Raw genomic sequence first — 26,041 nt, forward strand, 5'->3', positions numbered from 1 at the left:
TTAGTCTTGAGCTAAACGTTTGTTTGGCAACGATGTTGAGTTTGAAGCCATAATCAATGAAGTGTTGCTAATATCTAGCGTGACATTTTTTGGTGTGACTTTGCTATTTGGGCCAACTTTTGCTGGGCCATTTACCGCAATAATTGAGTCGGCGTTCAAGCCATTCTCGATGGCACGAAATGTTCCGTAACGTTCGCCTAAGGTTACGATGCTGTATTGCAACGTATTCTCTTCATTGAGTGTTAATACAAAGCGGTTTTCTAGATCTGTGCCAATAGAACGCTCTGGAACGAGAACTCGTTCAACTGGTTTGGTTGTTGATATCTGAACTCGGCCAAACGATCCCACTTTTAAGTTTGATTTTGTTGCATCGAATACCGCTCGAACCTGCAAAGTACCGGTGTTTTCGTTGATGGAGTTGTCGACAAAGTCAACGCGTCCAAAAAACTCCTGCCCATTTTGTCCAGATAGTTCAAGACGAGTAGGTAAGTTAGAGTCGGCATTGATTGTCGAGAAGTAACGGTTCCAAGTTCGCTCATCGACATCAAAGTATGCATATACCTGATCGTTAGAGACAATGTTTGATATAACGCTTTGATTTGCGTTTACATTGTTTCCTTTAGTAATGAATGCTCTTGAAATAGTGCCGCTAATAGGGGCATATATCTTCGTAAACTCAAGATCTAACTTTGCGGATTCTAACTGAGCACGCAAGGCCATTAGTTCTGCAGAGCGTTGTTTTACTGCGGTATCTCGGGCCTCTGCTTGTTCCGCTGAGATGGCCTTTCGCTTAACAAGTTGAGCGGCTCTCTTTTGTTCGTTTGCTGCTTGCTCTAGCGCAGCTCGAGCACTCTTAACTTGCGCTTCAAGTCGTGAGACCTGAGCTTTGAAGGTTCGATCATCAAGAGTGACGAGTAAGTCGCCTTTGTTGACACTCTGTCCGTCTTTGAACTCTACCGTTTCAATAACTCCGGAAACGCGTGGCATTAAAGAAACTTTCTCTGGGGCTTGGAGCCTTGTTGTAAAGGTGAACCACGATTGAACGGGCTCATAGATGACTTTGGAGACGTCTATCGTAGGTAAGGGAGTATTAGGTTGTTTGGTTATCTCTTCGTCTGCACAAGCAGCTAAAACGGATAAAAGGCCAATGCTGAAAACTTTCTTTAACATTTGTCGCGCCCTAAATGATTCTGTTCATACTAAAAGGAACGGCATTGTATTCATTGTACCTATGGGTAAATAGGCCCTCAGCGAACATAGAGTAGTGATAAAAATGCACGATTAAATATTGGTCAAAATGCTCATTTTTTGGTTTGAAAAAGGTCAGTTTAGGGTTTTAAAGACGTGGAGTATTGTTAAATGTAATAAGCCATAATAGATAGGAATAGCTAAACAGAAGCTAAAGATAGCGACGAAAATTAAAGCGTTTTTAATTCGTGCATTATTTGCAATTCACTGATGCAATTTGAACCATAAAAAATTGAAATTAATTTTGTAAAATCCATTTCCCATCACATAAAGAATAAAAACTAAATAAGGAATTGTGCAGTGGATCTCGCAAGCCAACTTGAATTACTACTGGATGTCTCTGAATACGGAACTTTTGCTAAAGCTGCTGACAGAAATCATATAGATCGTTCAGCTTTGTCAAAACAGATCAAAAAGCTAGAGGATGAATTGGGCTTACGGCTGTTAAACCGTTCCACACGTTCGCTATCCCTGACCAATGCAGGTGTTGAGATGGTGGCGCAAGCTAAGAAAGTAAGAGAGGTTCTAACTGAAACTCGTAGTATTGCTGCTACATTTCAGGATGAACCGAAAGGTAATCTGAAAATATCAAGCTCCACTTTCTTTGGCAGAGCATACTTAAATCAGGCAGTTAAAGAGTTTATAAAACAGTACCCAAACATTACTGTAGAGCTGCTGCTCGATGATAATCGAGTCGATGTTATCCACGAAGGTTTTGATGTTGTGTTTCGTATCGGACCAATCCGAGAGTCCAACATGATAGTACGTAAGTTGGCAAGTAATAATATGGCACTGGTTGCATCGAAGAGTTTTATTGACAAGTATGGAACCCCGAGCTCTCCAGAAGAGCTTATAAAAATGCCAGCAGTAATATACTCGAATGCTAACTTTAAGGCAGATAAGCTACGTATAGCGCCAAGCCAGTCATCAAGCGACGTTAGAACGTATAATATCAATGGGCAGTACTTCGTTAATGAAACTGAGTTAATGCTCGATGCCGTAAAATCTGATTTAGGGTATGCTTTAATTGGGCAGTTCTTTCTTCAGGAGAGTTTGAGTAAACAAGATCTTGTACAGTTGCTTCCTGATTATAATCTTCCCGCAATAGGGGAAATATATGCAATGTATACTCACCGAAATCAACAACCATTAGCCAAACTGTTCATTGATACTGTTCAAAAAATAATAGGAACGCCTCCTGTTTGGATGGATTATCTCGACTAATATGAGTACTAGGACATAATGTTTTAGATTGAGGGCTTGTTTATATTTATCCATAGAATATGGTTGAATTTGCACTTTAAAAATAATTGCCACTGTTCATAATTTCACTCGATTCAAACAACACAAGTAGTGGTAATTAAATGAAAATGACAAGAACGTCGATCGCAATCGCAGCACTTTTCTCTGCAAGTGCTGCAAATTCAGCCGTAGTTTATGAAGATCAAGAATCAGTGTTAAATATTCATGGCCGAGCGCAAGGGATGTATTATTTCTCTGATGATAAAAATGCTGACGGAGATAATAGCTACATTCGTGTAGGACTTTCAGGTGAGTCTAAAATAAATGAAGATCTTTATGCCTTCGGCTTATATGAGTTGGAATTTAAGTCTAATCGCAGAGATGCTGATGGGATTGAAGATGATGAATTTGATATCCGAAAAGGCTATGTAGGAGTTGGTGCAGATTACGGAACAGTAAGTTATGGACGTCAATACGGTGCGGTCACTTTAGTATCTGACTACACGGATATTTTCCCGGAGTTTGGTAATGAAGCTGCTGGCGTAAGTGCGGATCTATATGGTACCGGTCGCTCCGATTCAGTATTTAAGCTAACGACAAGCTATGAAGGTTTGAATATTCATGTTAGCTATCAGGCTGAAAACGATGAAGTGTCAACAGATGCAGCCTCTTATGGTGCGGCGGCTGACTACAAGTTGCCATATGGCTTCAAAGTTGCGCTTGGTTACAACGAAGGTGAAGGGCAATCGGGTGCAGAAGATGCAGAGCTGCTAACGGGTGCTATTGCATTTGAATACGACAAGTTTTATGCCTCTGTTTTATACAGTGATGGTGAAAACTGGGCTAAAGATGGTTCTGAAAGTAATATTGATTACACCGGTATTGAAGCAGTTGCCACTTATGAAGTAACAGATAAGCTTTGGGCACTAGTTGGCTATAACAATCTAGAGCGTGATGATGAAGATGTCGTCGATTACTACTCACTAGGTGCAGAGTACGATTTGACTTCTAATTTTAAAGCACTAGCAGAATACAGAATTACAGATGTAGACAATGAAGACGATATTCTTGCAATAGCTGCGAGATATTCATTCTAAAAAATTAATAAAGCTAAAAAGCCTGAAACTATTTTCAGGCTTTTTTATTTATCGGTGTAAGTTCATAAGTGCTGACTTTCGTCCATATATAATGGATTATATTGATCGTTACTTGTTTAAGTGTTTTGAATATAATTGTTTTGTTAGCTAGTCCACTGCTAGTTTTCATTTTCATATTTTTTGAATGATATATTTTTTCTTTGGCAACAAGAAGTGTCTTGTTGCCTTTTTTTATTTTCACGCTTTATGGTTAATTAAAACGAAAAGAGTAGTTTTATATATTGCTATAAACGAGAAAAATGTAACGACAATTGTCGATCTTAGATTTAGTTAATCTTCATAGAAAATTAAACTCAATTTCAAGTGTCTTTTTCATTTAAGTGATGTGGAATCCATATGGCGAACCAAGCGAATGACAAAGCGCCAAACGACGAAATGTATCTCAATGAAGATTGGAAAAATGATTTTTATGTAAAACGATAGAGGTAGGGATTGATACTGTTTACGTAAGGAGAGAGCGATTTATGAAAAGCAGTCGTTTCAATATGATTAGACACCTTTACTTTCTTAAAATAGGAAGGGCTCTAAGAAAGTAAAGGTGCAGATGATTTTTAGTTTTTACCGCCGTCACTTGTTCTGAAGTGATAATCGAAGTTTATGATTGCACGATATTTAACTTCATCACGGTTAAGTGCGTATTCTTCAACTCTCACCTTACTATCATCGATTGCAATATCACGAGGGAAACCGCTTCCAATGATGTTTAGACGATTTCTAAGTTCATGTTTTGATAGAGTTTGGTATTCATCGACAAGATCAAACGCAGAGCTATAAGCGGCATCTTTTGTCGTAAAGTCATTGAGAACAACTTTGTTTGTAGAGTGTTCGACATGAATACCAGCAGTAGCAGATAAACTGAATAATAATAGTGATGAGAGCGTCATTAGTTTTTTCATATAGTCACCTTTTTATTTGTATTACAAAGTCAAGATGTCCAACGAATCCTTGTTAATATCTCTCGACAAAGGTGATAGTGCCATTATATAAATGTGCTGTACATCACATTTGTGACCATTAACTATGGAAGAATTGTCAACAATAAAACTCAAGCACTTTTGACATTACGGTCAATGTGAAAAAGCGAATATCTGTATGGTTTCGTTATTAATTAAACCACTCTCGGAAACGCTGACTATTCAGTCAAAGCGTATGTTTCTTGTCGTTATAGTGACCTGCCTACAACTTAATCACTTAATGCATGCAATTCAATTGCAATGGCTTGGTATAGATTTTCATTCAGATCTTCCAGCTTAGTAACGATCCTACAAATTCTAGTGATTAAAAAGTCATTGTTTGTGGTTTTTTATTCTATTGTCGTGTATAAAAAAACTTTACAACAAATGATAAAGGAATATCCATGAAAAAGTTATTGTGTTTTGCTGCACTGGGGTTAGCTGTTTCGACGACGGTTAATGCAGACCCAATTTTAGACGACATCAAAAGTACAGGGGAGCTAAAAGTCTGCTTTGATTCTGGGTATATGCCTTTTGAAATGACAGCAAAAAATGGGCAGTACATTGGGTTTGATATCGATTTGGGTAAACAAATGGCGCGTGCCATGGATGTTAAGTTTGTGCCGGTAAACACTTCATGGGATGGCATTATCCCAACACTGTTGACTGGTAAGTGTCACATGATTATGGGCGGGATGACTATCACACCTATGCGAAATACTCAGGTGAATTTCGCTGATCCCTATGTGGTTATTGGTCAATCCATTCTCGTAGATCTCAAACATGAAGGTAAAGTGTCTAGTTACCGAGATCTCAATAGTCCAGAATATGTTGTTGCAACTAAGCTTGGGACAACGGGTGAGCAAGCGGTAAAACGATACCTTCCGAAAGCTAAGATAAATCTATACGAAACTCAGTCTGAAGCGGTACTTGAGGTTGCCAACGGAAAGGTAGATGCGTTTGTTTATGACTTTCCTTACAACTCTATTTATGTGGCGGAAAACAAAGGGCAGTTAATGCACTTGGCTAAACCGTTTACTTACGAGCCTTTGGGTTGGGCTGTGCCGCAAGGAAATCCAGATACGCTTAACTTCTTAAACAACTATTTACGTCAAATTAAGGGCGATGGAACTTACGATCGCATTTACGATAAGTGGTTTAACGACGATAAATGGTTAAAGCAAGTCAAGTAATCATATTGTTATTGTAGAGGAGCGGTTAGCTTCTGGCTCGGTTCATCGCCAACCAAACGGTTCGTGCTGTGAAGCTAACGCTTTTCTTTATTCAAATACCCAACCAACTTTAATCAAAGTCATTCTCGGAATCACATGCAAAATAACTTTAAATCCCTATTGTGGAACGCTGTTTTTGTTCTTGTTTTGCTATCAATTTGCGGTCTTGTCTATCTGTCAGGTAAGCGAATCGATTACAGCTGGAATTGGGAGCGTGTCCTTCCTTATATTGCCACTAACGCTGCTTCATCCATTACCGCGCCTGTCGATGGGAACATCATTCTCGACGAGAATAACCAACTGGCTCTGGAGAGTATTCATGGTGATATTGTTCTTGAACTAAGCCAATATAAGTCTGTGGACGTCTATGAAGGTGATCTTATTTTTGAAGGAGATACCTTAGCAACTATAAAAGAGTGGCGCTCTGGCCCAATTTTAGATGGTGTTGTGACGACAATTAAAATCTCGCTCTGGTCACTTATCATTGCTCTAGCGTTGGGCTTAGTTGTCGGACTAATGCGTATATCCAGCAATCCGGCATTAAAAAAGCTGGCGCTTGTGTATGTCGAGGTCATTCGTGGAACGCCTCTTTTAGTACAGATTTTTATCGTTTACTTCTTTATTGGTACTGTGCTTGACCTAGAGCGTTTTACTGCGGGAGTGATAGCGCTCTCCGTGTTTACCGCCGCTTATGTCGCAGAAATTGTGCGGTCAGGAATCCAGTCAATCCCAAGAGGACAAATGGAAGCGGCGCGTTCACTAGGAATGAATTATCCCAAAGCGATGATTTATGTCATTTTACCTCAAGCGTTTAAGCAGACATTACCTCCCTTAGCCGGGCAGTTTATCAACCTGATAAAAGATTCCTCACTTGTCTCCGTGATTTCGATTACTGATCTGACAAAAGCGGGCAGGGAAGTCGTAAGTGGTAGTTTTGCCCCATTTGAAGTTTGGTTTACCGTAGCGGCCCTTTATTTGCTTCTAACTAGTACCTTATCTTGGGCAATACAAACGTTAGAAAAGAAATTGGCAGCAAGTGATTAATGGTGGAGTCATTAATGGAATACATTATTTCAGCAAAAACAATTAATAAAATTTACCCTAATGGCTGCCATGCGCTCAAGGACGTATCGGTAAATGTAGAAAAAGGGGAAGTGATTGTCATCGTAGGACCGTCAGGTTCTGGTAAGTCAACATTCTTACGGACGATTAATCAATTAGAGACAATAAATAGTGGGTCTATAATCGTAGATGGTATCGATATGTACCACAAATCTACGGATATCAATAAACTACGCGCTGATGTGGGCATGGTATTTCAAGGCTTCAACCTTTTTCCACATAAAACGGCGATAGAGAACGTCATGTTAGCACCTTTAAAGGTTTCTAAACGTGACCCTGAATCGGTGAAGAAAGAAGCAAAAGATTTGCTTTATAAAGTCGGTCTGTCGGAGAGAATGGATAATTATCCTAATCATTTATCAGGCGGACAGCAGCAGCGCGTCGCAATCGCTCGTGCGTTAGCAATGAAGCCCAACATTATGTTGTTTGACGAACCCACATCAGCACTAGACCCTGAAATGGTTGGAGAAGTTCTTGATGTGATGAAAGATTTGGCCAAGGACGGAATGACGATGGTCGTGGTTACTCATGAAATGGGTTTCGCAAAAGAGGTCGCTGATAGGGTGTTGTTTATGGAAGATGGTGAGCTTTTGGTTTCTGACTCTCCTGAGCGATTTTTTGATAACCCCTCCAATCCTAGATTACAGAAGTTTTTATCTAAGGTCTTATAATAAAGAGAAAATTTGATTGAGGGCGAGTCCCTCAATCACTTCATGTTACTCGAAGTTAATGGCGATAACATTAGCTTGGTCCGAATGAAAGGTCTGGTAAATACTAGAGTGTTTAATCAGCCATTAAGTCTTTGTTCACTTTAAACATAACAATTTCATTTTGAATTGATAAAAATTGTGTTTGAATGGAGCTTATGGATGTTTGGCAGTATGGATGTCTAAATGAAGAAGGTAACAATTTTAGATGGTGGTATGGGGCGAGAGTTAAAACGTATTGGCGCCCCTTTTTCTCAGCCGCTTTGGAGTGCACAAGCGCTAATTGAATCACCACAATATGTAAAAATGGCCCATGAGAATTTCATAGACGCTGGCGCTGAGATTATCACTGTTAACAGTTATGCATGTGTTCCATTTCACTTAGGAGAGGAACTCTATGCAAAGCAAGGGGCTGAGTTAGCAAAATCTGCAGCCAAAATTGCCAGAGATGTAGTCACCAGCTCTAACGATAGAGTGCTCGTTGCGGGGTCTCTTCCTCCTGTAATGGGGTCTTACAGGCCTGAATTATTCGAGCCGAAAAGGGCACTGGAAGTGGCTTCTGAGTTATTTGAAGCTCAAGATCAATATGTTGATATTTGGTTAGCTGAGACCGTGTCTAGCCTTGCTGAAGTTGAAATTCTATCAATAATTTTAGCCAAAACAGATAAGCCCAATTATCTTGCTTTCACCTTAATGGATGACCCTAACTCTTTGCCTCGCCTTCGCTCAGGGGAATCTCTTAAAGTCGCGGTTAATACGTTGTTGAAAACAAATGTTTCAGGTATCTTTTTCAATTGCTCTATTCCTGAAGTTGTCGAGCAAGCGATCATTGATACACAAGCAGTATTGAGTGAGTCAGGTAGAGAATTGACGATAGGTGTTTTCGCAAATAGCTTTGCTCCGATAAAGCAAGCGCACCAAGCCAACGAGACCATTCAGGAAGTTCGTCATTTCTCTCCGACTGAATATCTTGAGTATGCTAAAAAGTGGCATGTGCAGGGAGCAAGCATTATTGGTGGTTGCTGTGGGATTGAACCACGTCATATTAAATTGCTAGCGGCTTGGAGAGACACTCTCGAAAACGCCTAATTTTGGTGAAGTGCAGGGAAGCATGACAAGAGATTTTGTTTTTCATTCATCGTTATAGATAAAATAAAAGTCTTTCGTATCTGGCAAAGTAACAAGATGCTTTAACTTGCTCATTACTTTGCCAGTGTGCCTCGAGATCTTTATTAATTATTTTTGGTTCAGATTAACGACAATCTTTCCAACTGTTCTCTGATTTCGCATGTCCAAGAGTGCGTTACCTACATCCTCTAAGCCGATGATCTTCAGTTTCGGTACTTCCAATTCTCCATTTTCTAATAGCTCAGACACTTCCTTTCCGGCATTAACGATACTTGCAAACCCTCTCTCGCCAAAGACATGACCAGAGCCCAAACTTATTTGGTGGAAGCCCAAGCCTTTTAAGAAGGCATCTGGATATTGAGAAGGGTCGACAGTCTTGACGAGCTCCACCATTTCTCCCTCAAAGGTTAACACCGAGGCTGCAATTCGGTCGTTATCACCGCCTACACAATCGAGTGCAACCTCAACGCCATGATTTCCGGTAATGTCCATTACTCGTTGAACTACATCTTCATGATGATAATCAATCGTATGGGTTGCTCCTAACGAGGACAAATATGCGTGATTAGCTTCTGAACTAGTAGCAATGATCTGTTCAACACCAAATGTCTTTGCTAGCTGAATAGCAAAGCTTCCAACGCCGCCAGCACCTCCGGCGATAAAAATGCTGCTTCGATTTGAAATATCGAGCTTGTCTACCAAAGCGCGATATGCGGTCCAGGCTGCGCAAGGTGTAGATGCTGCTACTTCAACCGGAACCTGAGGGTGCTTTATAAGCGTTCTTGAATCATGGATAGCAAATTCAGCGAATCCTCCGTGATGGCGTCTCATGTTTCCGTGATACAACACTTTATCGCCAACCTTCCAATCAACGACCGCATCGCCTACAGAGACTATTTCTCCTGATACGTCTAACCCGCCAACAAAATTGTTATCCATGTTAGTGACCATGTCTGACCAATAATGAATTTTTGCATCGACAGGATTCAAACCAACAGCGTTAACTTTAACCAATACATCAAATTGGGTTTCTAGTTTTGGTGTAGGTAATTCGGATAAAGAGAAAGTATCGTTATCTCGTTGGTAAGTTATCGCTCTCATAGGTTTTCCTTATTATTAAGAATGGTCGAAAGTCATACTAACTCAGAGGGTGCTGCTGCAATAATTATGGTTTTTTCTTATTTTGATAATTTTAGGTTATGTTTGATAAAAAGGATTCGAGATGCTCTGAAATTATCATCGATAACCAGTCTGCATAGCTAACGACATGTAACTTTATGATAAGTAATGACTAGTTTTATTATTCCATTTTTATGGAAATATTCTGTTGATCTTTTGTTTTGTGATTCTATATTTCCAGAAATATAGAAATAAAGGCTTATCTATCAGGTAAGCTTGTTAGCGAAAAATGACGAGGAGAGTAAATGTGAATACAGAAATTATAACTATGGCTAAAGAAGCGCTGGATATGTTTGCGTTTCTAGCAACTGAACTTATCATCTTATTTCTGGCAATTAGCTACATTGTCGGTGTGTTGCAAGATTTTCTAACGCCAGAAAAAATTCAATCTATTCTAAGCTCGAAAAAGGGTAAAGGTTACTTCATTGCTGCGTTGCTAGGTTCGATTACGCCTTTCTGTTCGTGTTCGACCATTCCTTTCTTAAAAGGCTTGTTGCGTGCAAGAGCAGGTTTTGGACCTATGATGGTGTTCCTATTTGCAAGCCCGTTGCTTAACCCAGTGATTATTGGCTTGTTTGTGGTGACTTTTGGTTGGAAAGTTGCGGTATTTTACTTTGCTATTGCGATGTCAGTATCAGTGGTAGCAGGCTATGTACTTGAAAAACTAGGGTTTGAACGTTACGTCAAACCAGAAGCATATCAAGCGGCAGGTTCTTCTTCGTGCGGTACTTCTTGTGGCGATTCAAGCAAGAAAAAAGAAGAAGCGAGACCAGCATCAAGCTGTGATACCAGCGCCTGCAATGAACCTACGCCAGTTGCGGCGAAAACATCTTGTTGTGGTGATGCACCAAAACCTGAACCTAAAGTGGAAGTGTCTTGCTGCTTATCAGACGGTAGTGCAACAGCGACAGTCGTGGAAGAGAAAGAACCTAGCCGCTGGGCACGTATTTGGCAATCAACTTGGAAAGACTTTAAGCAAGTGTTCCCTTATCTCATGATGGGCATTGCGATTGGTTCATTTATCTATGGCTTCATCCCGACGGAGTTCATTGCGGAGTTCGCTGGTGAAGCGAAGTGGTACGCGATTCCGGTCGCAGCAATCATTGGTATTCCATTGTACATCCGTGCAGAGGCGGTCATTCCACTTAGCGCGGCACTAGTACAAAAAGGTATGGCTCTTGGATCTGTTATGGCGCTTATTATTGGTAGTGCTGGCGCAAGTCTTACAGAAGTGATTTTGTTGAAATCAATTTTTAAGAACCAAATGATCGCTGCCTTCCTAATCGTTATCTTAACGATGGCCATGGGAGCGGGTTACTTATATACGTGGGCTTTTTTATAAAAATAACCCTCGGGCGACTGCTCGAGGGCTCTGTTTTTGTCGCCATATAGGGAAAGGGAAGTTTCCTATACCGCGCAGGCTATAAAAAAATTGCGAGGTTACTCGTAAATACTATAGGAGAAATATTTGCTGGCGATGGTTTTATGCTTACCGCTCTGGATCAATTTTTGTATTCCGCTATCGAGTAATGCTTTTAATTCTTTGTCTTGTTTTCTCACTGCTACGCCAATGCCACGGCCGAACCACTTTTCCTCTGTAAACGCTGGTCCAGTAAAGTGATAGCCTTCACCTTGTGCAGTTTCAAGAAAACCAGCACTTAAACCGATTGAGCCGCCAAATACAGCATCTAACCGTCCATTGAGTAGATCGGTAAATGCCTCATCGAACGTACCATAACGACGAATATCAATATCTGGATACAAGGCAGAAAGGTACTTATCACCAATTGTGGCTCTTTGAACTCCAATAGATAAACGATTTAGGCTGCCGTCATCCATGTTGATTTCTCTATCATTTTTCATTACAAAACGAGTAGGTACTTTTGCATAAGGGACGGTGAAATCGACTTTCTTTTCTCGTTCTTCTGTGATTGTCATTGCAGCAATAATCGCATCGTTCTTGCGACTAAGGAGAGAAGGGATGATGCCATCCCAATCCATTTTTGAGATAACGCACTTTACTTCTAACTCTTTGCATAACGCGTTAGCGAGGTCGACTTCAAACCCTTCTAGCTTTCCCTCTTTTGTCGTCCAGCTAAATGGGGGGTAAGCCCCTTCAACAGTGAAGCGAATTTGTTTCCACTCTTTCGCATGGCTGAAAACTGAAAATAAGCTAATAAACAATACGACTATCCATTTCATAAACGTTTCCTTGTAACTATTTGGAAACCAATGTTTAACACAAAGTAAGCAAATATCAATGGAAGCACATATATGTGTGACCTTTCGCCCGCATTGTGTGAGCGAAAGGTTTTGCGTGTATTACAGCTTATCTTCAATAGTTACGAGGGGAACTCTCGTTGAGACAGCGTGAAGTGCAATGTTGTGAATCATTTCATCGACCGTGGTACAGCTATCCATTAAGATCGAAACATCATACTTGTCCGCAGATTTTGAAATAGCAGTATGTGTGACGCAGTTTTGTGTCATCATTCCGCATACAAGTAACTCCGTTACATTTTTGCTTACCAATACTTCTTCTAAACGTGTTCCTTCAAAGCTATCTGCGAAGTGCTTTACCACGATTTCGGAATTCGGCGCTAAAGCAAGAACTTCTGGGTGAATATTGGCACCGTCGCTGCCTTCATTGAAGAATGGGGCAATGCCCATGGCAGGATCGGCAATATGCTGAATATGAATCACAGGAATGTTTTGCTCATTGGCTTTAGTTATTGCTCTCTTAACATTGTCTAAAGTTGATTCTGTATTCCATAAAGGAAACTTTCCTTCTGGGAAATAGTCGTTTTGCAAATCAATTACAAGTAGGGCTTTTTGAGTCATTTTCTTTTCCTTTTATTCAGGATCATTGCGGTACGAATAATATAAAGACTTTTAGCTACCTTCTTTAGAGTCTAAAATGACACAAAAGAGTCAAAAAGCGACACTTGAAGATAATTGAAAATGAAAATAGCACTCGTTAATTACCCAGATAGCTCGCAAGCCTCCGTATATGGTTTAAGCGAACTCTTCGAGATGGCAAACCGTGCGGCGGCTAAATTGGGCGTTGATGTGCACTTTGAAGTAGAGATATTGGATCACTGGTCAAACACGCACTTCGATGTGAAAACAGCGGTAATGATTCCGCCTAGCGGCACTGGTCAATATTACTTAGAACCAGAGCCAGAGCTACTCGACTGGTTAAATATCCAATATAGTAAAGGTGCGATTTTAGCCTCCGCCTGCGCCGGTACTTTTATTCTTGCTCAAACCCAGTTGTTGACCAATAAGTCTTGTACGACACACTGGGGCTTGGCTCCTTCATTAGCGAGTCAGTTTCCCGATATCCACGTAAGACAAGAAGCCATCCTTATTAACGAAGGAACGATCATTACGGCTGGGGGTATGATGTCATGGGTGGATTTAGGTTTGGAGTTGGTTTCCTTATTTGCGTCACCGGCAGTAATGCGCCTGTTAGGAAAAATGTTGGTTATTGATACTGGTCCGAGAGAGCAACGCTTTTATCAACAGTTTACCCCAAACTTCCAACATGGTGATGAGGTAATTGTTCAACTACAGCACTATATAAACGATCATTATCAAGGAAAACTGAGCAATAAAGAGCTTGCAGAGTTGAGTTGTTTAACAGAAAGGACATTGCAGCGACGCTTTAAAAAGGCGACAGGTTTCAATGTTAACCAATACATACAAAGCTTAAGAGTACAAAAAGCTTGTGATTTACTTGAGTCGACAACCCTAACATTTGACGCAATATCATTTAGAGTGGGTTACCAAGATGTGAGCGCGTTCAGGAAAATATTTAATAGGATCGTAGGTTTAACACCGAAGTCGTTCAGATCTCGGTTCTGTTCATAAACGCCAGAAGTAAGATAATGTTGGTATTAAACATTTATAACTCAGAAGCAAACACCGCATATTTTTACAAGCTGGCTTAGCGTGATGAAAAGGGATAACAAGCTAAGCCAACCGTAGCGATCTTCTAAGTATTGAGAACTTTTTAGGATGCTTAAAGTGTTCTCAAATTACAACGACTTGTATAGGCCGCTGTTAATCACAAAAGCTATGTGATTTCCAAAACCAGTTTCCCAGTATGTTGCTTGCGTGAAAATACTTCTTGCGCTTGACCTATCTGGTTCAAGGGAAATGACTCCGCGACTAAGGGACGAATTGCGTTCTGTTCGATATAGCGAACCAAGTTACCGAATACTTCTGGTGCCAAAACGGTACAACCAAATAACGCTAGGTCTTTAAGGTAAAGAGTTCTTACATCCAGCTCGACAATAGGGCCGCCTATGGCGCCGGAAACAGCGTATCTTGATCCTGGCTTTAGTACCTGAAGAAATTGTGGCCACTGCTCTCCTGCGACCAAATCAATCACTACGTCAACGCTGTTTTCTCCGAGAGTCGCCGGCAAATTTGCATCGCGAGGGATAACTTGGTTTGCTCCTAATGCCGTGATCTGTTCTTTCTTTTCTGGGCTGGCGATAGCAATGACGTATGCTCCACGCGCCTTCGCCAGTTGGATTGCGGCAGAGCCAACACCGCCGGATGCCCCTGAAATCAGTACGGTATCGCTCGCTGTGACATTAGAGCGGACAAGCATGTTCTCGGCAGTTGAATAAGAACAAGGGAAGGAGGCCAAATCGATATCCGATAAACTACTATTCACAGCATATGCATGTTTACTGTCAACAACAGTGAACTGAGCAAAGCCACCATCACATTCTGAACCGAAGTACCAATGCGAGCTAAGTGCTTGACTGTTGAAGCGCGTAATACATGGTTCGATGAGCACACGCTGACCGATTCGTGATGGGCAGATATTCTCACCAACAGCGACGATGGTACCGCATACATCGGCACCTTGGATTCGAGGGAGAGATAGCGCGTCTCCTGACCAACTTGCATCCATGCTATTGGCGTCATTTTTAGAATACCATGCTGTTCGGGTATTGATGTCGGTGTTATTGACTCCGGCGGCGGCAACTTGGATCAATACATCATCAGGCGAGGGGACTGGCACAGGTATATCATCGCGGTAACGAAGCATATCTGGCCCACCATGACCGATAAGTTGGACGCCTTTCATGACTTTCGGGATTGTGGTCATTGATTGTTCTCCTTCATTAGTTCTAGCAGAGTGTGTTCAGCGGATGCAAAGGCAGCGTGACCGAGAACCGGCCATGCGTTGGATAGACCTTCATGTAACAAGAAGAGTGTGGTTGCGAGGTCTTCTCGCTGACTTAGTTGGACCATAAGCTGACGAACCGCCAATTTGTGTTGTTTTACTGCTTGATTAATAGATAGATTTTCTGGATAGGCTGCTAATGCATTGATGGACATGCAGCCATTCGGTGCAAACTCCTTCATCCAATCCTCGAGGCGAGTGAATAGGTGTAATACAGCCGGTGTTCCATTGGCAGGGGCGTCTTCGAGCAAAAAACTCAAATACCTTTGATGGCGATGCTCGAGAGCTGCAACAATCATCGCTTCCTTGGAGGGGTAGTATTTGTACAGGGTTCTCAGGCTGACTTCGCAGGCGTTTTTGAGTTGGGGTACGCTAGGCTCGGCGAAGCCATACTGACTGAATGCTTTTTCTAGGCTTGCTGCGATTTTTTCTTTCACTATTTGATACACCAGGTAGAACGTTTGTTTTACCTAAGGGTAGAATAAACTTTCTACCTCAGTCAATGGTGTATTTAAACTCTGTATTGAAAGCCCGACGTAATGCCGGGCTAATTTAAGTGATTTTTATAGATTCGGAACGTGAATCAGTGTGCCGTTGCGTGCTGTTCTCCACGCTTGTCTAGCATTCCGCTGAAACGGGTTAGTAGTAGAGCACCTAATACTACGATCGCGCCAATCCAAGGTGTGTGCATCAGCCCAGCATTGGCCACGATAAGGCCACCGCCCCAAGAACCCAGTGCAATACCTACGTTAAATGCAGCAATGTTGAGACCAGAAGCGACGTCGACTGCATCAGGTGAATATTTCTCTGCTAGTTTGACAACATAAACTTGAAGTCCTGGAACGTTACCAAAGGCAAAGGCACCCCAGACAAGAATGGTCACTACTGCAGAAATTGGATTAAATGCTGTGACACTAAACACGAGCAATACCACAATTAGGCCCGAGAAAATCGCTGTCAGAGCTTTGATTGGCCCCATAGAGTCGGCCATCTTTCCGCCCCAGATGTTGCCGAATGCGACTGATACACCATAAATCAACATAATTAGGCTGATAGCGCTAGAGCCAAACCCCGAAACTTCTTCCAAAATAGGAGCCAAGTAAGTGAAGGCTGTGAACGTACCACCGTAACCGAGCGCGGTGATTGCGTACACCAAAAGTAGACGAGGCTGAGTCAAGACTTTTACTTGCGATGACAGCTTGGTTGCTGGTGGTTGTTTCAGATTACTCGGCACTAGTAGAGCGCTTCCTATCAGTGCGATGATTCCAAGGATCGCGACGATTAGGAAGGTTGCCTGCCAACCAAATGTCTGGCCAATCCAAGTTCCAAGTGGCACGCCCGTCACTAGAGCTACGGTCAGACCGGTAAACATAATAGCAATTGCGCTAGCGGCTTTTTCTTTTGACACTAGGCCAGTGGCGATAGTCGAGCCGATCGAAAAGAACACACCGTGTGCAAGCCCGGTCAGTATCCTTGCTGTAACTAGTGTGTTGTATCCAGGTGCTTGCCAGGCTAACAGATTGCCAAGAACAAACAGTGCCATAACAGAAAGCAGAACGTACTTTCTTTTCCAGTTACCAGTCAGCGCTGTTAAAACGGGAGCACCAACCGCGACACCAAGTGCGTACAGGCTAACTAAAAGACCCGCTGAAGGTAATGATACGTTGAGGTCGGAGGCCATAGTCGGTATCAGACCGACAATTACAAACTCCGTGGTTCCAATAGCAAAGGCGCTAAGCGTCAATGCAAGTAAAGCTAAAGGCATAACAACTCTCTCTTATAATCATTGAATATGAATGGATAAACGAATAGCCCGTCTCCATGTCGTGTATTATTAAAGAGTTATTCGTTGCGAAAAATGGTGTTTATTACAAAATACTTTTGTTATAAGTGAAGGAAATGCGCAGTTAGGGAAGGGGATGAAATGTTAACCCGATCAGATGAATTAGAGATTCTTATGGCAGTTGTGGATAGTGGTGGATTTTCTTCCGCTGCTGATGCACTAGGTATCCAAGTCGCTAGGGTATCTCGTGCGGTTAGTAAAGTTGAATCACAGTTGGGGGCAACCTTGCTGAATCGCACGACACGCAGAGTGGAAGTTACTGAGGAAGGGCATCAGTTTGTTGAAGCGGTTCGCTTAGGTTTACTACAAATACAGCAAGCTGAAGAAGAGATCATCACACGAGGTGAATTACCCAAGGGGCGCTTAAGAGTTGATGCCGCTAGCCCATTTGTTTTACATCAACTCGTGCCGTTAATTCAGCCATTTAAAGAGGCTTATCCTGATATTCAGCTCGATCTTACCTCTAATGAGGGTTTTGTGGATCTATTGGAAAAAAGAACCGATGTGGCGATACGTATTGGACGATTATCGGATTCAACACTGCATGCTAAACCTTTAGGAACAAGCCCACTATTTATCGTTGCCACGCCTGGTTATTTATCTAAACGAGGTTTCCCTGAAGCGGTGAGCGATTTGCGCAGTCATAACTTGATCGGTTTTTCTGGCGCTAAAGTGTTAAATCAGTGGCCATTACGAGGGTTTGAGATGATAGAGCCTGATATCCTATCCAGCAGTGGTGAAACGGTTAGACAGTTAGTGCTGGCAGGGAACGGCATTGCATGTTTATCTGGCTTTATGGTGAAAGATGATCTTGATTCTGGACGGTTAGTGGCATTGTTTGAATCGGAAAAAATCACAAATACTGGACGAGAACAGGTCAATGCTGTGTTCTACAAATCTTCTTCAGTCTCTAAGCGTATTTCCGCGTTCATCGACTTTATTCAACCAAGACTTACTTTAAAATAACACTATTATTGTTGTTTTAACAAAAGAGTTTTGTCGTTATTGCAGCTTTTGTTTTTCCAACTGCCAAGCCTAGCGTGCCACCCCTTAGTAAGGTGGCACATATTTTTATTTGCTCTTAGTTAAAGCGTGGCAACACGTACTGAGCGATCTGTTCCATTGATTTATCAATTGGTTGGCTATTACGACGGAAATGCAACCCGATGTGATTGACTCCTGCTTCTTGCATTTTTTCTAGCTCATCGCTCAAGCCATTGACTCCGGCCTGGATACCAAAATGATGCCGAACGACTGGTGCATTTGGGTTATCGACTAAATCAAGATGAATAAAGCTGGCGTAGGGTTTGTTTCCCGCTACGGAGCGCCAAAGTGCAACGCGGTGTTCATGATCATCAGGTGTGCCTGGGTAGGCGAGCCAGCCGTCTAGGTTTTCTCCTATCCATTGTGGACTTTGCTGCGCTAACCCTGCGACATAGATAGGAATATCAGCAAACTCGGGTAATAACTGTAGATCGTTACCCAGCTTATCATTTTGCGTATCTTTCAAAATCTCTACACTTTCTCGAAAAGCTGAGCCACGGCTGTCAAAGTTAGCGTTAAAAACGGGATATTCACTAGGACGGTCTCCACTAGCCACACCGAGTATCAGGCGGTCACCACTTAACTCGTTGATGGTCGCAGCGGCTTTTTTTACTAGCCAAGGTTGTCTTAACGGTAATACTATCGCTGCTGTCCCTAGTAGAATGTTGTCAGTGCACGCAGAGAGATAGCCAAGATAACTGAACGGTTCATAAATTTGTGCCGCGTCTCCAAAGTTAGGGTCGTACAACGGGACATCTCTCACCCACGCTACGTTAAAGCCTAACTTATCGGCTAACATAATACGCTGTTTATGTACACTCATGTCTGGTACGCCGAACGGTTTTCGTTGGAGCAGGCGTTTTTTCTGGCCTTCTTGGGTCCAGTCATTATCTAGGGGGAGCTCAACCCCGATGGTGAATCTGTTACTTAAATCTTTATGCATTATGAAGCCTGACTATTACTGTGAGTACTAGGAGGCAAGGTGCCTCCCTGATATTCAGGACACTATGAGATTTTTGTTGTGAGAAAAAGCGGCAAAAAGACAAAAGTGTTTTGCCACAAACAGCGGTGGTCTTTAAAGGAACTGGTGGTTCTCTACCTTGATTTCTTGCTTGATGAAGTCAATAAAAGAGCTGATCCGGCGTGAGGTACTGGCATTTTTGTAATACACCGCATGAACGGGCTGTTCGACATTATGCGTGTGTTCACTAAGCACGCCCACTAAGCGACCAGCTTGTCGGTCAGAGTAGGTCATAAAGTCAGACAGGCAAGCTATCCCCGCACCATGTAAGGCTAAACATCTTAGCGTCTCGCCATTATCAGATCTTAGGCTACTCATAATACGCAGAAGTTTGTTCTTATCATCCATGATCGGCCATTCCTTAAGATACTCCGGCTTGTTGAATCCAAGTAGCTTGTGATTGAGTAACTGATCTATTGAGGTTGGAGTACCATGTTGTCTTAAATACTCTGGACTCGCGACTATTCGAATCCGACTTTTACCAAGAAATATCGCGCGCATGGTTGAGTTTTGTAGCTCACCGATACGAAAAGCAATATCGGTTTTTGTTCCCAAAAGGCTAATATTTTCCTCATTGGAATTGAGATCGATTTCGACTTCCGGATACAAGCTCTGATATTTAGCAATGTGCGGCGTTAGTACGTGCAGTAAGAAGGGGGTAGCTGCGTTTATTCGTAGGAGGCCAGAGGGCTTATATTTCTGGCTTTTCAGTTGTGCTTCGGCATTCTCTACTGCTTCTACAATATGTCTGACTTTATCGAGATATATCGTTCCTTCGTTAGTAACATCTAACTTACGGGTTGTGCGATTTAACAAAGTCGTTTCGAGTTTGGCTTCTAGCCGAGATACCGATCGACTCACCGCCGAGACGGTCATCGATAACAGTTCAGCCGCAGAGCTGATTGAACCCGTATCGACCACGGCCATAAAGGTGCGCATTTCATCTAGAGTAGCTTTCATTGTTGAATATATTTCAAATTAGATTTGAGTATTGTTAACTTTACGGAAAGTTTCTTGCGGCGTAAAGTTTTGCTTCGAATCAACTATAAAATCGATAATTCAGGAGATTTAGATGAAAGTACCATCATTTGGCGTCGGCACGTTTCGTTTAGAGGGTGAAGTAGTTAAGGATTCAGTCCGTAATGCGTTAGAAGTGGGTTACCGCGTAATTGATACTGCACAGATTTACGGTAATGAGGCAGAAATCGGTGAAGTATTGACACAGTCCGGTATTGCACGTGATGAGCTATTCATTACGACCAAGATCTGGGTTGATAACATGAACACGGAACAACTCATTCCAAGTCTAAAAGAGAGCTTAGAAAAGCTAAATACAGATTATGTGGATTTGACCTTGATCCATTGGCCTGGCAATAATAATAACTTGAACGAATACATGGCTTCATTACTTGAAGCTAAATCGCAAGGGTTAACCCGTAATATTGGCGTATCCAACTTTAATATTGACTTGTTGCAACAAGCGATAGAAGTGGTCGGTAAAGAGAATATTGTTACTAACCAAATCGAGCTTAGCCCTTATTTGCAAAATCGTAAGTTGGTCAGCTTCATGCAGGAAAACGATATTCAGGTAACGTCTTACATGACCTTGGCATATGGGAAAGTACTTAGGGACCCAACTATTGCAGGTATTGCTGAGGACTATCAGGCCACGCCAGCTCAAGTCGCACTTGCTTGGGCTTTGTCAAAAGGTTACGCGGTGATCCCGTCTTCAACTAAACGAGAGAATTTGGCAAGTAACCTGAAAGCACTTGAACTTAATCTGAGTGAAGAGGCGATCGCTAAGATAGATGCGCTGGAAAGAAATGGCCGCGAAGTAAACCCTGAAGGGCTAGCGCCTGAGTGGGACGATTGAGTGAGTTTCACGGGAAATCATTGCCTAAATGATGCCGCTGCAATCGCTGACTTCCTCAGCGCTTGACGGTGGTACAACACCATAGACGATAACGGCTAGCTTGTCTGACGATAGCGCGTGCTTTTATCTTTTTGGCCTATTGGTTTATTGTATTCTCCCGGCCTTCAATTTGGCCGGGAGACGTCATTTAGAGATCATTTACCATTCGATTGTAGAGCCATCAAATACGCGGAAGCTTCCGGATTGCTCAAGTGTTAGCTGTTCTGCGACCGAAACAATACCAGCAACACTTTCCTCGGCAGAAAAGGTTGCGTCCTCACCGCCCATATCGGTTTTTACCCAGCCGGGATGAACTGCGACAGTTTTTACTCCTCGTGATTCGAGATTGCGTGCTGCTGATACTAGAACCTGATTAAGCGCTGCTTTAGATGCTCGATAACTGTACATGTTACCTGAACTGTTATCGCTTAAACTCGCAACTCGGGTTGAGATTCCCACGATGGTTTTGTGCTGACTTTTCGCAACGTTGTCTTGTAGGGCTTGAATTAGCAGGGCAGGTGCGACGGTATTTATGTTTAGTACTTCTAGCCATTTTTTCTGGGTCATTTCGCCAAGCTTTGCACACTCTTCGCCTAATACACCTGCATTAAGAACTAAATGATCGAGCGGACGATCCGCTAATTGAGTGGCTAACTGATCGATATCTTGTTGGTTAGTGACGTCTAGAGCCATCAGTTGAAGTTGATTGGATTGGGTTACTAGTTCATTGAGCTGCTTAGCATTTTCTGGTGAACGACAAGTTGCGATAACTTGCCAACCTTTTCCAAGGTAGTGGCGGACAAATTGCAAGCCTAAGCCACGGTTAGCGCCAGTGATTAATACAGTAGACATCGCTTCTCCTACGTTGTTGAGTTGAACAACGACCATATTAGAGGCGACGTATAAGCATGTAATCAAAACAGTATAAAAATGGCCTAGGATTCGACATTGTCAAATCTTAAAATTTGAGAAAGATTCTTGCAAAGTGTTTTAGCCTAGTGACCGTCAGTTCGGAGGCAGCACCGCTAACACCTGCAACAGCAACGACTTTACCATCCAAGTAAAGGGGGATCGCTAAGCAATTGAGGTTTGGCTCTGCCTCTTCTAAATCGAGTGCGTAACCTGATAATACAACCTGATTAAGTTCAGTTTCTAACGTGGGGGATATTTGGTTTTCAAGGCGTAATGTTCGACGAAGCTCATCATCAAAACTAAGAAAAACTTTGCCGATCGCAGATGTTGTGAGTCCTTCTCGTTTCCCTCTCGGGCTACGGATAGTAAGAGGGTTATCCTGCTCTATAGCATCGATATACAAGTACTCTTTAGCGCCACTTTGTACAGCGAGGTAAGCTGTGTTGTTAGTCATTTGGGCCATTTTTTTCAGCAATGGAACAAAATGTTGTCGGATAGCTTCGTTTTTTTGTTCAATCGGCTTAGACAGTTCATAGCATCTAAACCCTAGGCTGTAGCTATGGTTGTGTTTGGATACATATCCAAGAGAGTGTAGAGTCGCAAGTAACCCGTGAACAGTCGTCTTATTTAACTGGATCGCATTACTGATAGTCTGTAATGATAGGGGAGATTCACTCATCGAGAGCAACTCGAGGATTAGAAAACCTCGCTCTAGAGACTGAATGTTTTTTCTTGCCTTGGGCACAAAGACTCCTTGATGATGATGTTGCATCTGAATGGCTTACTGATGCTTCCACCTATAACAAACCACTACGCTGGTGGTTTGGTTTTATTAGAGAATATACTCAGCACTTAAACTGATCGGCTCGTTGTATGCGTCCACAAGGGAGTTTTTTCCTTGCTTCTTAGCATTGTATAACGCTTGGTCTAATATCGAATAGAGCTCATCAAAGTTGGTGAGTGGCATTGAGGTTGATAGATAGGCCAGACTCGCAGATATATTCAATTGATGGTTATTAAGCGAATGTACACTCTTTTCTGAAATTGTTTTATGCAGACTTTGTATTCTAAAGGGAACGTCAATCTCATCGACGTTTTTCAATAGCAAGATAAACTCTTCTCCACCTAAACGACCCAAGTACTCTCCCTTATTAAGTTTAGCTTTAAGCGCTTTGCACACCTGTTGTAGTACTAAGTCGCCAGTCGGATGACCATACTGATCATTAATCGCCTTAAAGTCATCTAGATCGATTAATGCTAGAACGTAGCGGAAGTCTCCTTCAGCTTTGGAGGTTTGGCTTTTAATCGTCTCTATAATTGCCGCTCTGTTTAATGCACACGTTAAGCTGTCTATTTTGGCTTTTAAGCGTGTTTGTCGCTGAACCATCAATGCCAGAGCGAGGAGAACCAATAAACAGAAAACAACAAAATTATAAGTGCGTTGTTGATCTGTGAGTTTTTCAAACTGGTACTGACTTAGAAGAGTTTCGTTGTTCAACTGCGCGACTTGTAGATCATATTCATACTCTTTTTTAGTGAGATCTAGTGCCTCTAACGCCTTGATATTACTCGCGTCTCGGTTCGTTAGTTCAATCGTCGAGTAGGCCTTGTGATGCTCCAGCGCCTTTTTGTAATCATTTTGAGCTTGGTATGCTTTTGAGAGGAGTAATTGGGCTTGCGCTTGCAATAAGGGCCTAGCGTTTTTTACCGCTAATCTTAACGCTATTGTATTGTGTTCAATCGATTTTTCGGGTGTATGGTTCTTTAAATATGCCAATCCAGCAGCCAAATGACCCTCTGTTTCAAGGTGCGTATTCTCATAAGTTTGGGCAATGTTTAATGCTCTTCCAATGTAATCTACCGCGGTATCTAATTGCCCAGAATCGGCCAAAGCAGCAGATAACCCTAAATAGGTCAACCCTTGCCCGTATGGGTAATGAAGTTGTTCGAGAATCGTCAATGCATTTTTGTAGTGGCTGATGGACTTATCGAGTTCTTTGGATTTTCTGTACATCGCTCCTAGACTATGTTCGACTTGTGCAGCTTCAAGAGGTGTCCCTTCATCTTGGCGAACCAGTAGGGCTTGAATGAGATATTGCTCTGATTGTTCAAATTGCCCCAGCTCTGCAAGTAAATTGCCGACGTCATTGTAAATCCCTGAAGGATCGCTTTGCGTCGACATGTTGGCCATCAACTGTCGATACAAACTTAAGGCTTTTTCATAGTCACCGCGGTAATTGTAGTTATTTGCTATTACGCGCAAAGCAAGATCAACAGGGAAGTTTTCTTGATGCTTATGATTTAAGTGGCTCTCTAAGGATGAGCAATAAAAGTTTGCTTTGTGATAACGACCTTGTTGATTCAGCGTATAACAAAGTTGATAGTTCATCAGAGCCTTGCCTTCGGAATCGGATATTTTCTTCATTGTCTGTCGCAAAGAAGAAAAGCTATCTACTGAGGCCTCGTAACTACCATGCTTACGTTCCTTTAAGGCAAGAATATATTCTGATTCTAATTGAGAAAAACGGTTGTCTAAGACTTGACTGCTGCCGTAGTAAGGCTGATTTATGTTTGACATATATTCATAAATCAATCCACTTACGTAGAGCTTTTCGCTGTCCGATTTCGCTGTATGGTAGCGATCTTGAAGCATGCTCAATGCCGACTCAGGGTTGCTTCGTAGTGTGGTTTGGTAGACAGAGTGCCACTGTGTGATATTTTGGTTTGGTTCAATATCTTGAGTGTCGCTTGCATATACTGGAGTGAGCAAAAGTGACGCAAGCAAGGGATAGAGCACGCGCATGTTTAAACGAGCCTTTAATTTAAGGTGCCTTTAAAGTTGAGTTATCATAGCGCTTTTAACGCATCAGCGTTGTGATTAAGTTGGGTGTACTAAGAAAAAGAGTAGTGAAACTATGCACTTGGTCGAGATATTGAAAGAAGAGGCATAAAAAGAAAGACCTCAACATAAAGTTGAGGTCAGAAATCTTTAATCAATGTAAAGCTTTGCTAGATCTTGAGGCTCCATTTCTTTGCCTTCTAACTGATCGTTCCAGTTAGTTCCAACAAGAACACCATCTTCAGCAAGAGTCAAAAGCCAATCTTCAACAAAGATATCTAATGGGATTTCTAGTACAGTAAAGTCTGCCCATTCTTCAACATTATGTGCTTCTGCATCTTCTTTAGAAGACCAGAAAGGCATGACTTCGCTGTTTTCGAATTCAGTTGAATCGCAAGATAGCCAACCTTCTTCATTGCGTAAACCCCAAACCAATTGGTTTTCTTTCGTTTCTGCAACAAAAAGGTCAAGGTTCGCTTGGATATCTGATGTAAGTTTGCTCATTTCAAAACTCTCGTTGTTATGACGTGGCTAGAGTAACACTAAAGTGCCGATTCCTAAAGCATAATACGGTTGTCGAAATGAGTAAAAATAAAGGAGCCGAAGCTCCTTTTCTGAGGTTAAGTATTCACTCGTTTTTGTTTGCTTTATGCTCACAGAGCAAACAAAAACAGGTACTTTACCTTTCTGGAAGAGTTGTGAATATTGTCCACTCTCTTTTTATCTCGCCTTTGTAACCAACGACTGATGCGGTTACTCGACGATTTAAAGCATGGCTGACTTCATCGGTCCCTTGCTGTGCTAAGTGAGTGTCACCAAAACCAACAATGCGGACTCTACTCGGTTCGATGTCGTAGCTTAGTAGGGCTTCACGGACATTGCGTGCTCGTCTTTCAGAAAGATCTTGGTTATGCTTTGAACCACCAACTTTACTAGCATAGCCGTGCAGCTCTATCGAAGTAGTAGGGTACTCTTTTAAAAAGTCGGAAAGCTCTCGAACTTGTCTTCTGAAGACTGGATTGATCTCATCAGAGTCGTTAGCAAAAAGTATCCGCACTTGCATGTTATCTGATGCTTTAATGTATTCTCCACAACCGTCGTTGTCGACCTCTGAGCCTTCAGGTGTGCCTGGACACATATCTCGAGCATTGATGACACCATCGTTGTCGTCATCTTGCAAATCTGCTATTTGTTCTGCATTTGGTACAGGACGATACTCATATTCGTCTTCAGCAACAACGTGTTGAGTGATGGCGAGCATACCCAATGCAAATAGAATCTTCACTGGTTTCATGA

At 42.1% G+C, this 26,041-nt stretch carries 25 protein-coding genes; 10 read left to right on the forward strand and 15 right to left on the reverse strand.

Translation table 11 applies throughout. The annotated features are described in order from the left end of the window. Nucleotides 1-1,170 (reverse strand): efflux RND transporter periplasmic adaptor subunit, encoded by a 1,170-nt coding sequence (locus tag R7O03_RS13910; RefSeq protein ID WP_318131778.1) that lies wholly within the window; start codon nt 1,168-1,170, stop codon nt 1-3. A gap of 378 nt (nt 1,171-1,548) precedes the next feature. Here R7O03_RS13910 and R7O03_RS13915 point away from each other — a divergent pair, with 378 nt between their 5' ends. Further along, nucleotides 1,549-2,472, forward strand: a complete 924-nt coding sequence (locus R7O03_RS13915; RefSeq protein ID WP_017821684.1) for a LysR family transcriptional regulator — start codon at nt 1,549-1,551, stop codon at nt 2,470-2,472. Nucleotides 2,473-2,612: 140 nt separating this feature from the next. Further along, complete coding sequence (locus R7O03_RS13920; RefSeq protein ID WP_005377322.1) at nt 2,613-3,587, forward strand: porin; 975 nt, start codon at nt 2,613-2,615, stop codon at nt 3,585-3,587. A 611-nt stretch (nt 3,588-4,198) separates the two neighbouring features. Here the strand turns inward: R7O03_RS13920 and R7O03_RS13925 are convergent. After that, nucleotides 4,199-4,543, reverse strand: a complete 345-nt coding sequence (locus R7O03_RS13925; RefSeq protein ID WP_005377323.1) for a DUF3316 domain-containing protein — start codon at nt 4,541-4,543, stop codon at nt 4,199-4,201. Between the two features lie 461 nt (nt 4,544-5,004). Between R7O03_RS13925 and R7O03_RS13930 the strand changes: the two genes are divergently transcribed. The 4 genes from R7O03_RS13930 to R7O03_RS13945 all read left to right on the forward strand — a co-directional run bounded on the left by R7O03_RS13930 (nt 5,005) and on the right by R7O03_RS13945 (nt 8,750). Beyond that, nucleotides 5,005-5,793, forward strand: coding sequence for a transporter substrate-binding domain-containing protein (locus tag R7O03_RS13930; RefSeq protein WP_005377324.1), 789 nt, complete (start codon nt 5,005-5,007; stop codon nt 5,791-5,793). A gap of 135 nt (nt 5,794-5,928) precedes the next feature. After that, nucleotides 5,929-6,876, forward strand: coding sequence for an amino acid ABC transporter permease (locus R7O03_RS13935; protein WP_005377325.1), 948 nt, complete (start codon nt 5,929-5,931; stop codon nt 6,874-6,876). Between the two features lie 14 nt (nt 6,877-6,890). Further along, on the forward strand, nt 6,891-7,625 hold the full coding sequence (locus R7O03_RS13940) for an amino acid ABC transporter ATP-binding protein (protein WP_005377326.1): 735 nt from the start codon (nt 6,891-6,893) through the stop codon (nt 7,623-7,625). Between the two features lie 222 nt (nt 7,626-7,847). Next, the gene (locus R7O03_RS13945; protein ID WP_206970878.1) at nt 7,848-8,750 is read left to right on the forward strand and encodes a homocysteine S-methyltransferase family protein; all 903 of its coding nucleotides are present in this window, start codon (nt 7,848-7,850) and stop codon (nt 8,748-8,750) included. A gap of 147 nt (nt 8,751-8,897) precedes the next feature. On the opposite strand, the gene R7O03_RS13950 is transcribed toward R7O03_RS13945, so the two are convergent. Continuing rightward, complete coding sequence (locus tag R7O03_RS13950) at nt 8,898-9,890, reverse strand: zinc-binding dehydrogenase (RefSeq protein ID WP_005377328.1); 993 nt, start codon at nt 9,888-9,890, stop codon at nt 8,898-8,900. A gap of 346 nt (nt 9,891-10,236) precedes the next feature. Here R7O03_RS13950 and R7O03_RS13955 point away from each other — a divergent pair, with 346 nt between their 5' ends. Beyond that, nucleotides 10,237-11,310, forward strand: coding sequence for a permease (locus tag R7O03_RS13955; protein ID WP_411977478.1), 1,074 nt, complete (start codon nt 10,237-10,239; stop codon nt 11,308-11,310). 98 nt (nt 11,311-11,408) lie between these two features. Here the strand turns inward: R7O03_RS13955 and R7O03_RS13960 are convergent, their stop codons facing one another. Both R7O03_RS13960 and R7O03_RS13965 read right to left on the reverse strand, forming a co-directional pair. Then, nucleotides 11,409-12,170 carry a transporter substrate-binding domain-containing protein gene (locus R7O03_RS13960; RefSeq protein WP_005388903.1) on the reverse strand — a complete coding sequence of 254 codons (762 nt, stop codon included), beginning with the start codon at nt 12,168-12,170 and terminating at the stop codon, nt 11,409-11,411. A gap of 120 nt (nt 12,171-12,290) precedes the next feature. Then, on the reverse strand, nt 12,291-12,809 hold the full coding sequence (locus tag R7O03_RS13965) for a cysteine hydrolase family protein (protein WP_318131780.1): 519 nt from the start codon (nt 12,807-12,809) through the stop codon (nt 12,291-12,293). A 120-nt stretch (nt 12,810-12,929) separates the two neighbouring features. Here R7O03_RS13965 and R7O03_RS13970 point away from each other — a divergent pair, with 120 nt between their 5' ends. Then, nucleotides 12,930-13,841 (forward strand): GlxA family transcriptional regulator, encoded by a 912-nt coding sequence (locus R7O03_RS13970; protein WP_318131781.1) that lies wholly within the window; start codon nt 12,930-12,932, stop codon nt 13,839-13,841. 205 nt (nt 13,842-14,046) lie between these two features. On the opposite strand, the gene R7O03_RS13975 is transcribed toward R7O03_RS13970, so the two are convergent. From R7O03_RS13975 to R7O03_RS13985, 3 genes are all read right to left on the reverse strand, one after another. Further along, nucleotides 14,047-15,096: an alcohol dehydrogenase family protein gene (locus R7O03_RS13975; protein WP_318131782.1), complete on the reverse strand. Its 1,050-nt coding sequence runs from the start codon at nt 15,094-15,096 to the stop codon at nt 14,047-14,049. Further along, nucleotides 15,093-15,614, reverse strand: a complete 522-nt coding sequence (locus R7O03_RS13980; protein ID WP_031777252.1) for a TetR/AcrR family transcriptional regulator — start codon at nt 15,612-15,614, stop codon at nt 15,093-15,095. Before R7O03_RS13980 ends, R7O03_RS13975 begins: the two co-directional genes overlap by 4 nt. Nucleotides 15,615-15,757: 143 nt before the next feature. Further along, nucleotides 15,758-16,939, reverse strand: coding sequence for an MFS transporter (locus tag R7O03_RS13985; protein ID WP_213971014.1), 1,182 nt, complete (start codon nt 16,937-16,939; stop codon nt 15,758-15,760). 159 nt (nt 16,940-17,098) lie between these two features. Here R7O03_RS13985 and R7O03_RS13990 point away from each other — a divergent pair, with 159 nt between their 5' ends. Further along, nucleotides 17,099-17,983, forward strand: a complete 885-nt coding sequence (locus tag R7O03_RS13990; protein ID WP_318131783.1) for a LysR family transcriptional regulator — start codon at nt 17,099-17,101, stop codon at nt 17,981-17,983. A gap of 115 nt (nt 17,984-18,098) precedes the next feature. Here the strand turns inward: R7O03_RS13990 and R7O03_RS13995 are convergent, their stop codons facing one another. Together R7O03_RS13995 and R7O03_RS14000 are read right to left on the reverse strand one after the other, a co-directional pair. Further along, nucleotides 18,099-19,004, reverse strand: coding sequence for a TIGR03571 family LLM class oxidoreductase (locus R7O03_RS13995; protein ID WP_170890255.1), 906 nt, complete (start codon nt 19,002-19,004; stop codon nt 18,099-18,101). Between the two features lie 132 nt (nt 19,005-19,136). Beyond that, nucleotides 19,137-20,042, reverse strand: coding sequence for a LysR family transcriptional regulator (locus R7O03_RS14000; protein ID WP_005377343.1), 906 nt, complete (start codon nt 20,040-20,042; stop codon nt 19,137-19,139). Between the two features lie 112 nt (nt 20,043-20,154). Between R7O03_RS14000 and dkgB the strand changes: the two genes are divergently transcribed. Beyond that, on the forward strand, nt 20,155-20,955 hold the full coding sequence (gene dkgB / locus R7O03_RS14005; protein WP_064368441.1) for a 2,5-didehydrogluconate reductase DkgB: 801 nt from the start codon (nt 20,155-20,157) through the stop codon (nt 20,953-20,955). Nucleotides 20,956-21,153: 198 nt separating this feature from the next. Here the strand turns inward: dkgB and R7O03_RS14010 are convergent, their stop codons facing one another. The 5 genes from R7O03_RS14010 to R7O03_RS14030 all read right to left on the reverse strand — a co-directional run bounded on the left by R7O03_RS14010 (nt 21,154) and on the right by R7O03_RS14030 (nt 26,039). Continuing rightward, on the reverse strand, nt 21,154-21,846 hold the full coding sequence (locus R7O03_RS14010; RefSeq protein WP_053304419.1) for an SDR family oxidoreductase: 693 nt from the start codon (nt 21,844-21,846) through the stop codon (nt 21,154-21,156). Nucleotides 21,847-21,952: 106 nt separating this feature from the next. Continuing rightward, the gene (locus tag R7O03_RS14015; RefSeq protein ID WP_104979219.1) at nt 21,953-22,651 is read right to left on the reverse strand and encodes an IclR family transcriptional regulator; all 699 of its coding nucleotides are present in this window, start codon (nt 22,649-22,651) and stop codon (nt 21,953-21,955) included. Nucleotides 22,652-22,738: 87 nt separating this feature from the next. After that, nucleotides 22,739-24,709, reverse strand: coding sequence for a diguanylate cyclase (locus R7O03_RS14020; protein WP_258475501.1), 1,971 nt, complete (start codon nt 24,707-24,709; stop codon nt 22,739-22,741). 186 nt (nt 24,710-24,895) lie between these two features. Then, a complete protein-coding gene (locus R7O03_RS14025) occupies nt 24,896-25,249 on the reverse strand; it encodes a DUF2750 domain-containing protein (RefSeq protein ID WP_005377352.1) in 354 nt (117 codons plus the stop codon). A 175-nt stretch (nt 25,250-25,424) separates the two neighbouring features. Continuing rightward, entirely contained in the window at nt 25,425-26,039 is a 615-nt protein-coding gene (locus tag R7O03_RS14030) for an OmpA family protein (RefSeq protein WP_005377354.1), read from the reverse strand. Nucleotides 26,040-26,041 lie beyond the last annotated feature (2 nt).

This window comes from Vibrio sp. Vb2960, assembly GCF_033337665.1.
GTDB classification, from domain to species: domain Bacteria; phylum Pseudomonadota; class Gammaproteobacteria; order Enterobacterales; family Vibrionaceae; genus Vibrio; species Vibrio alginolyticus.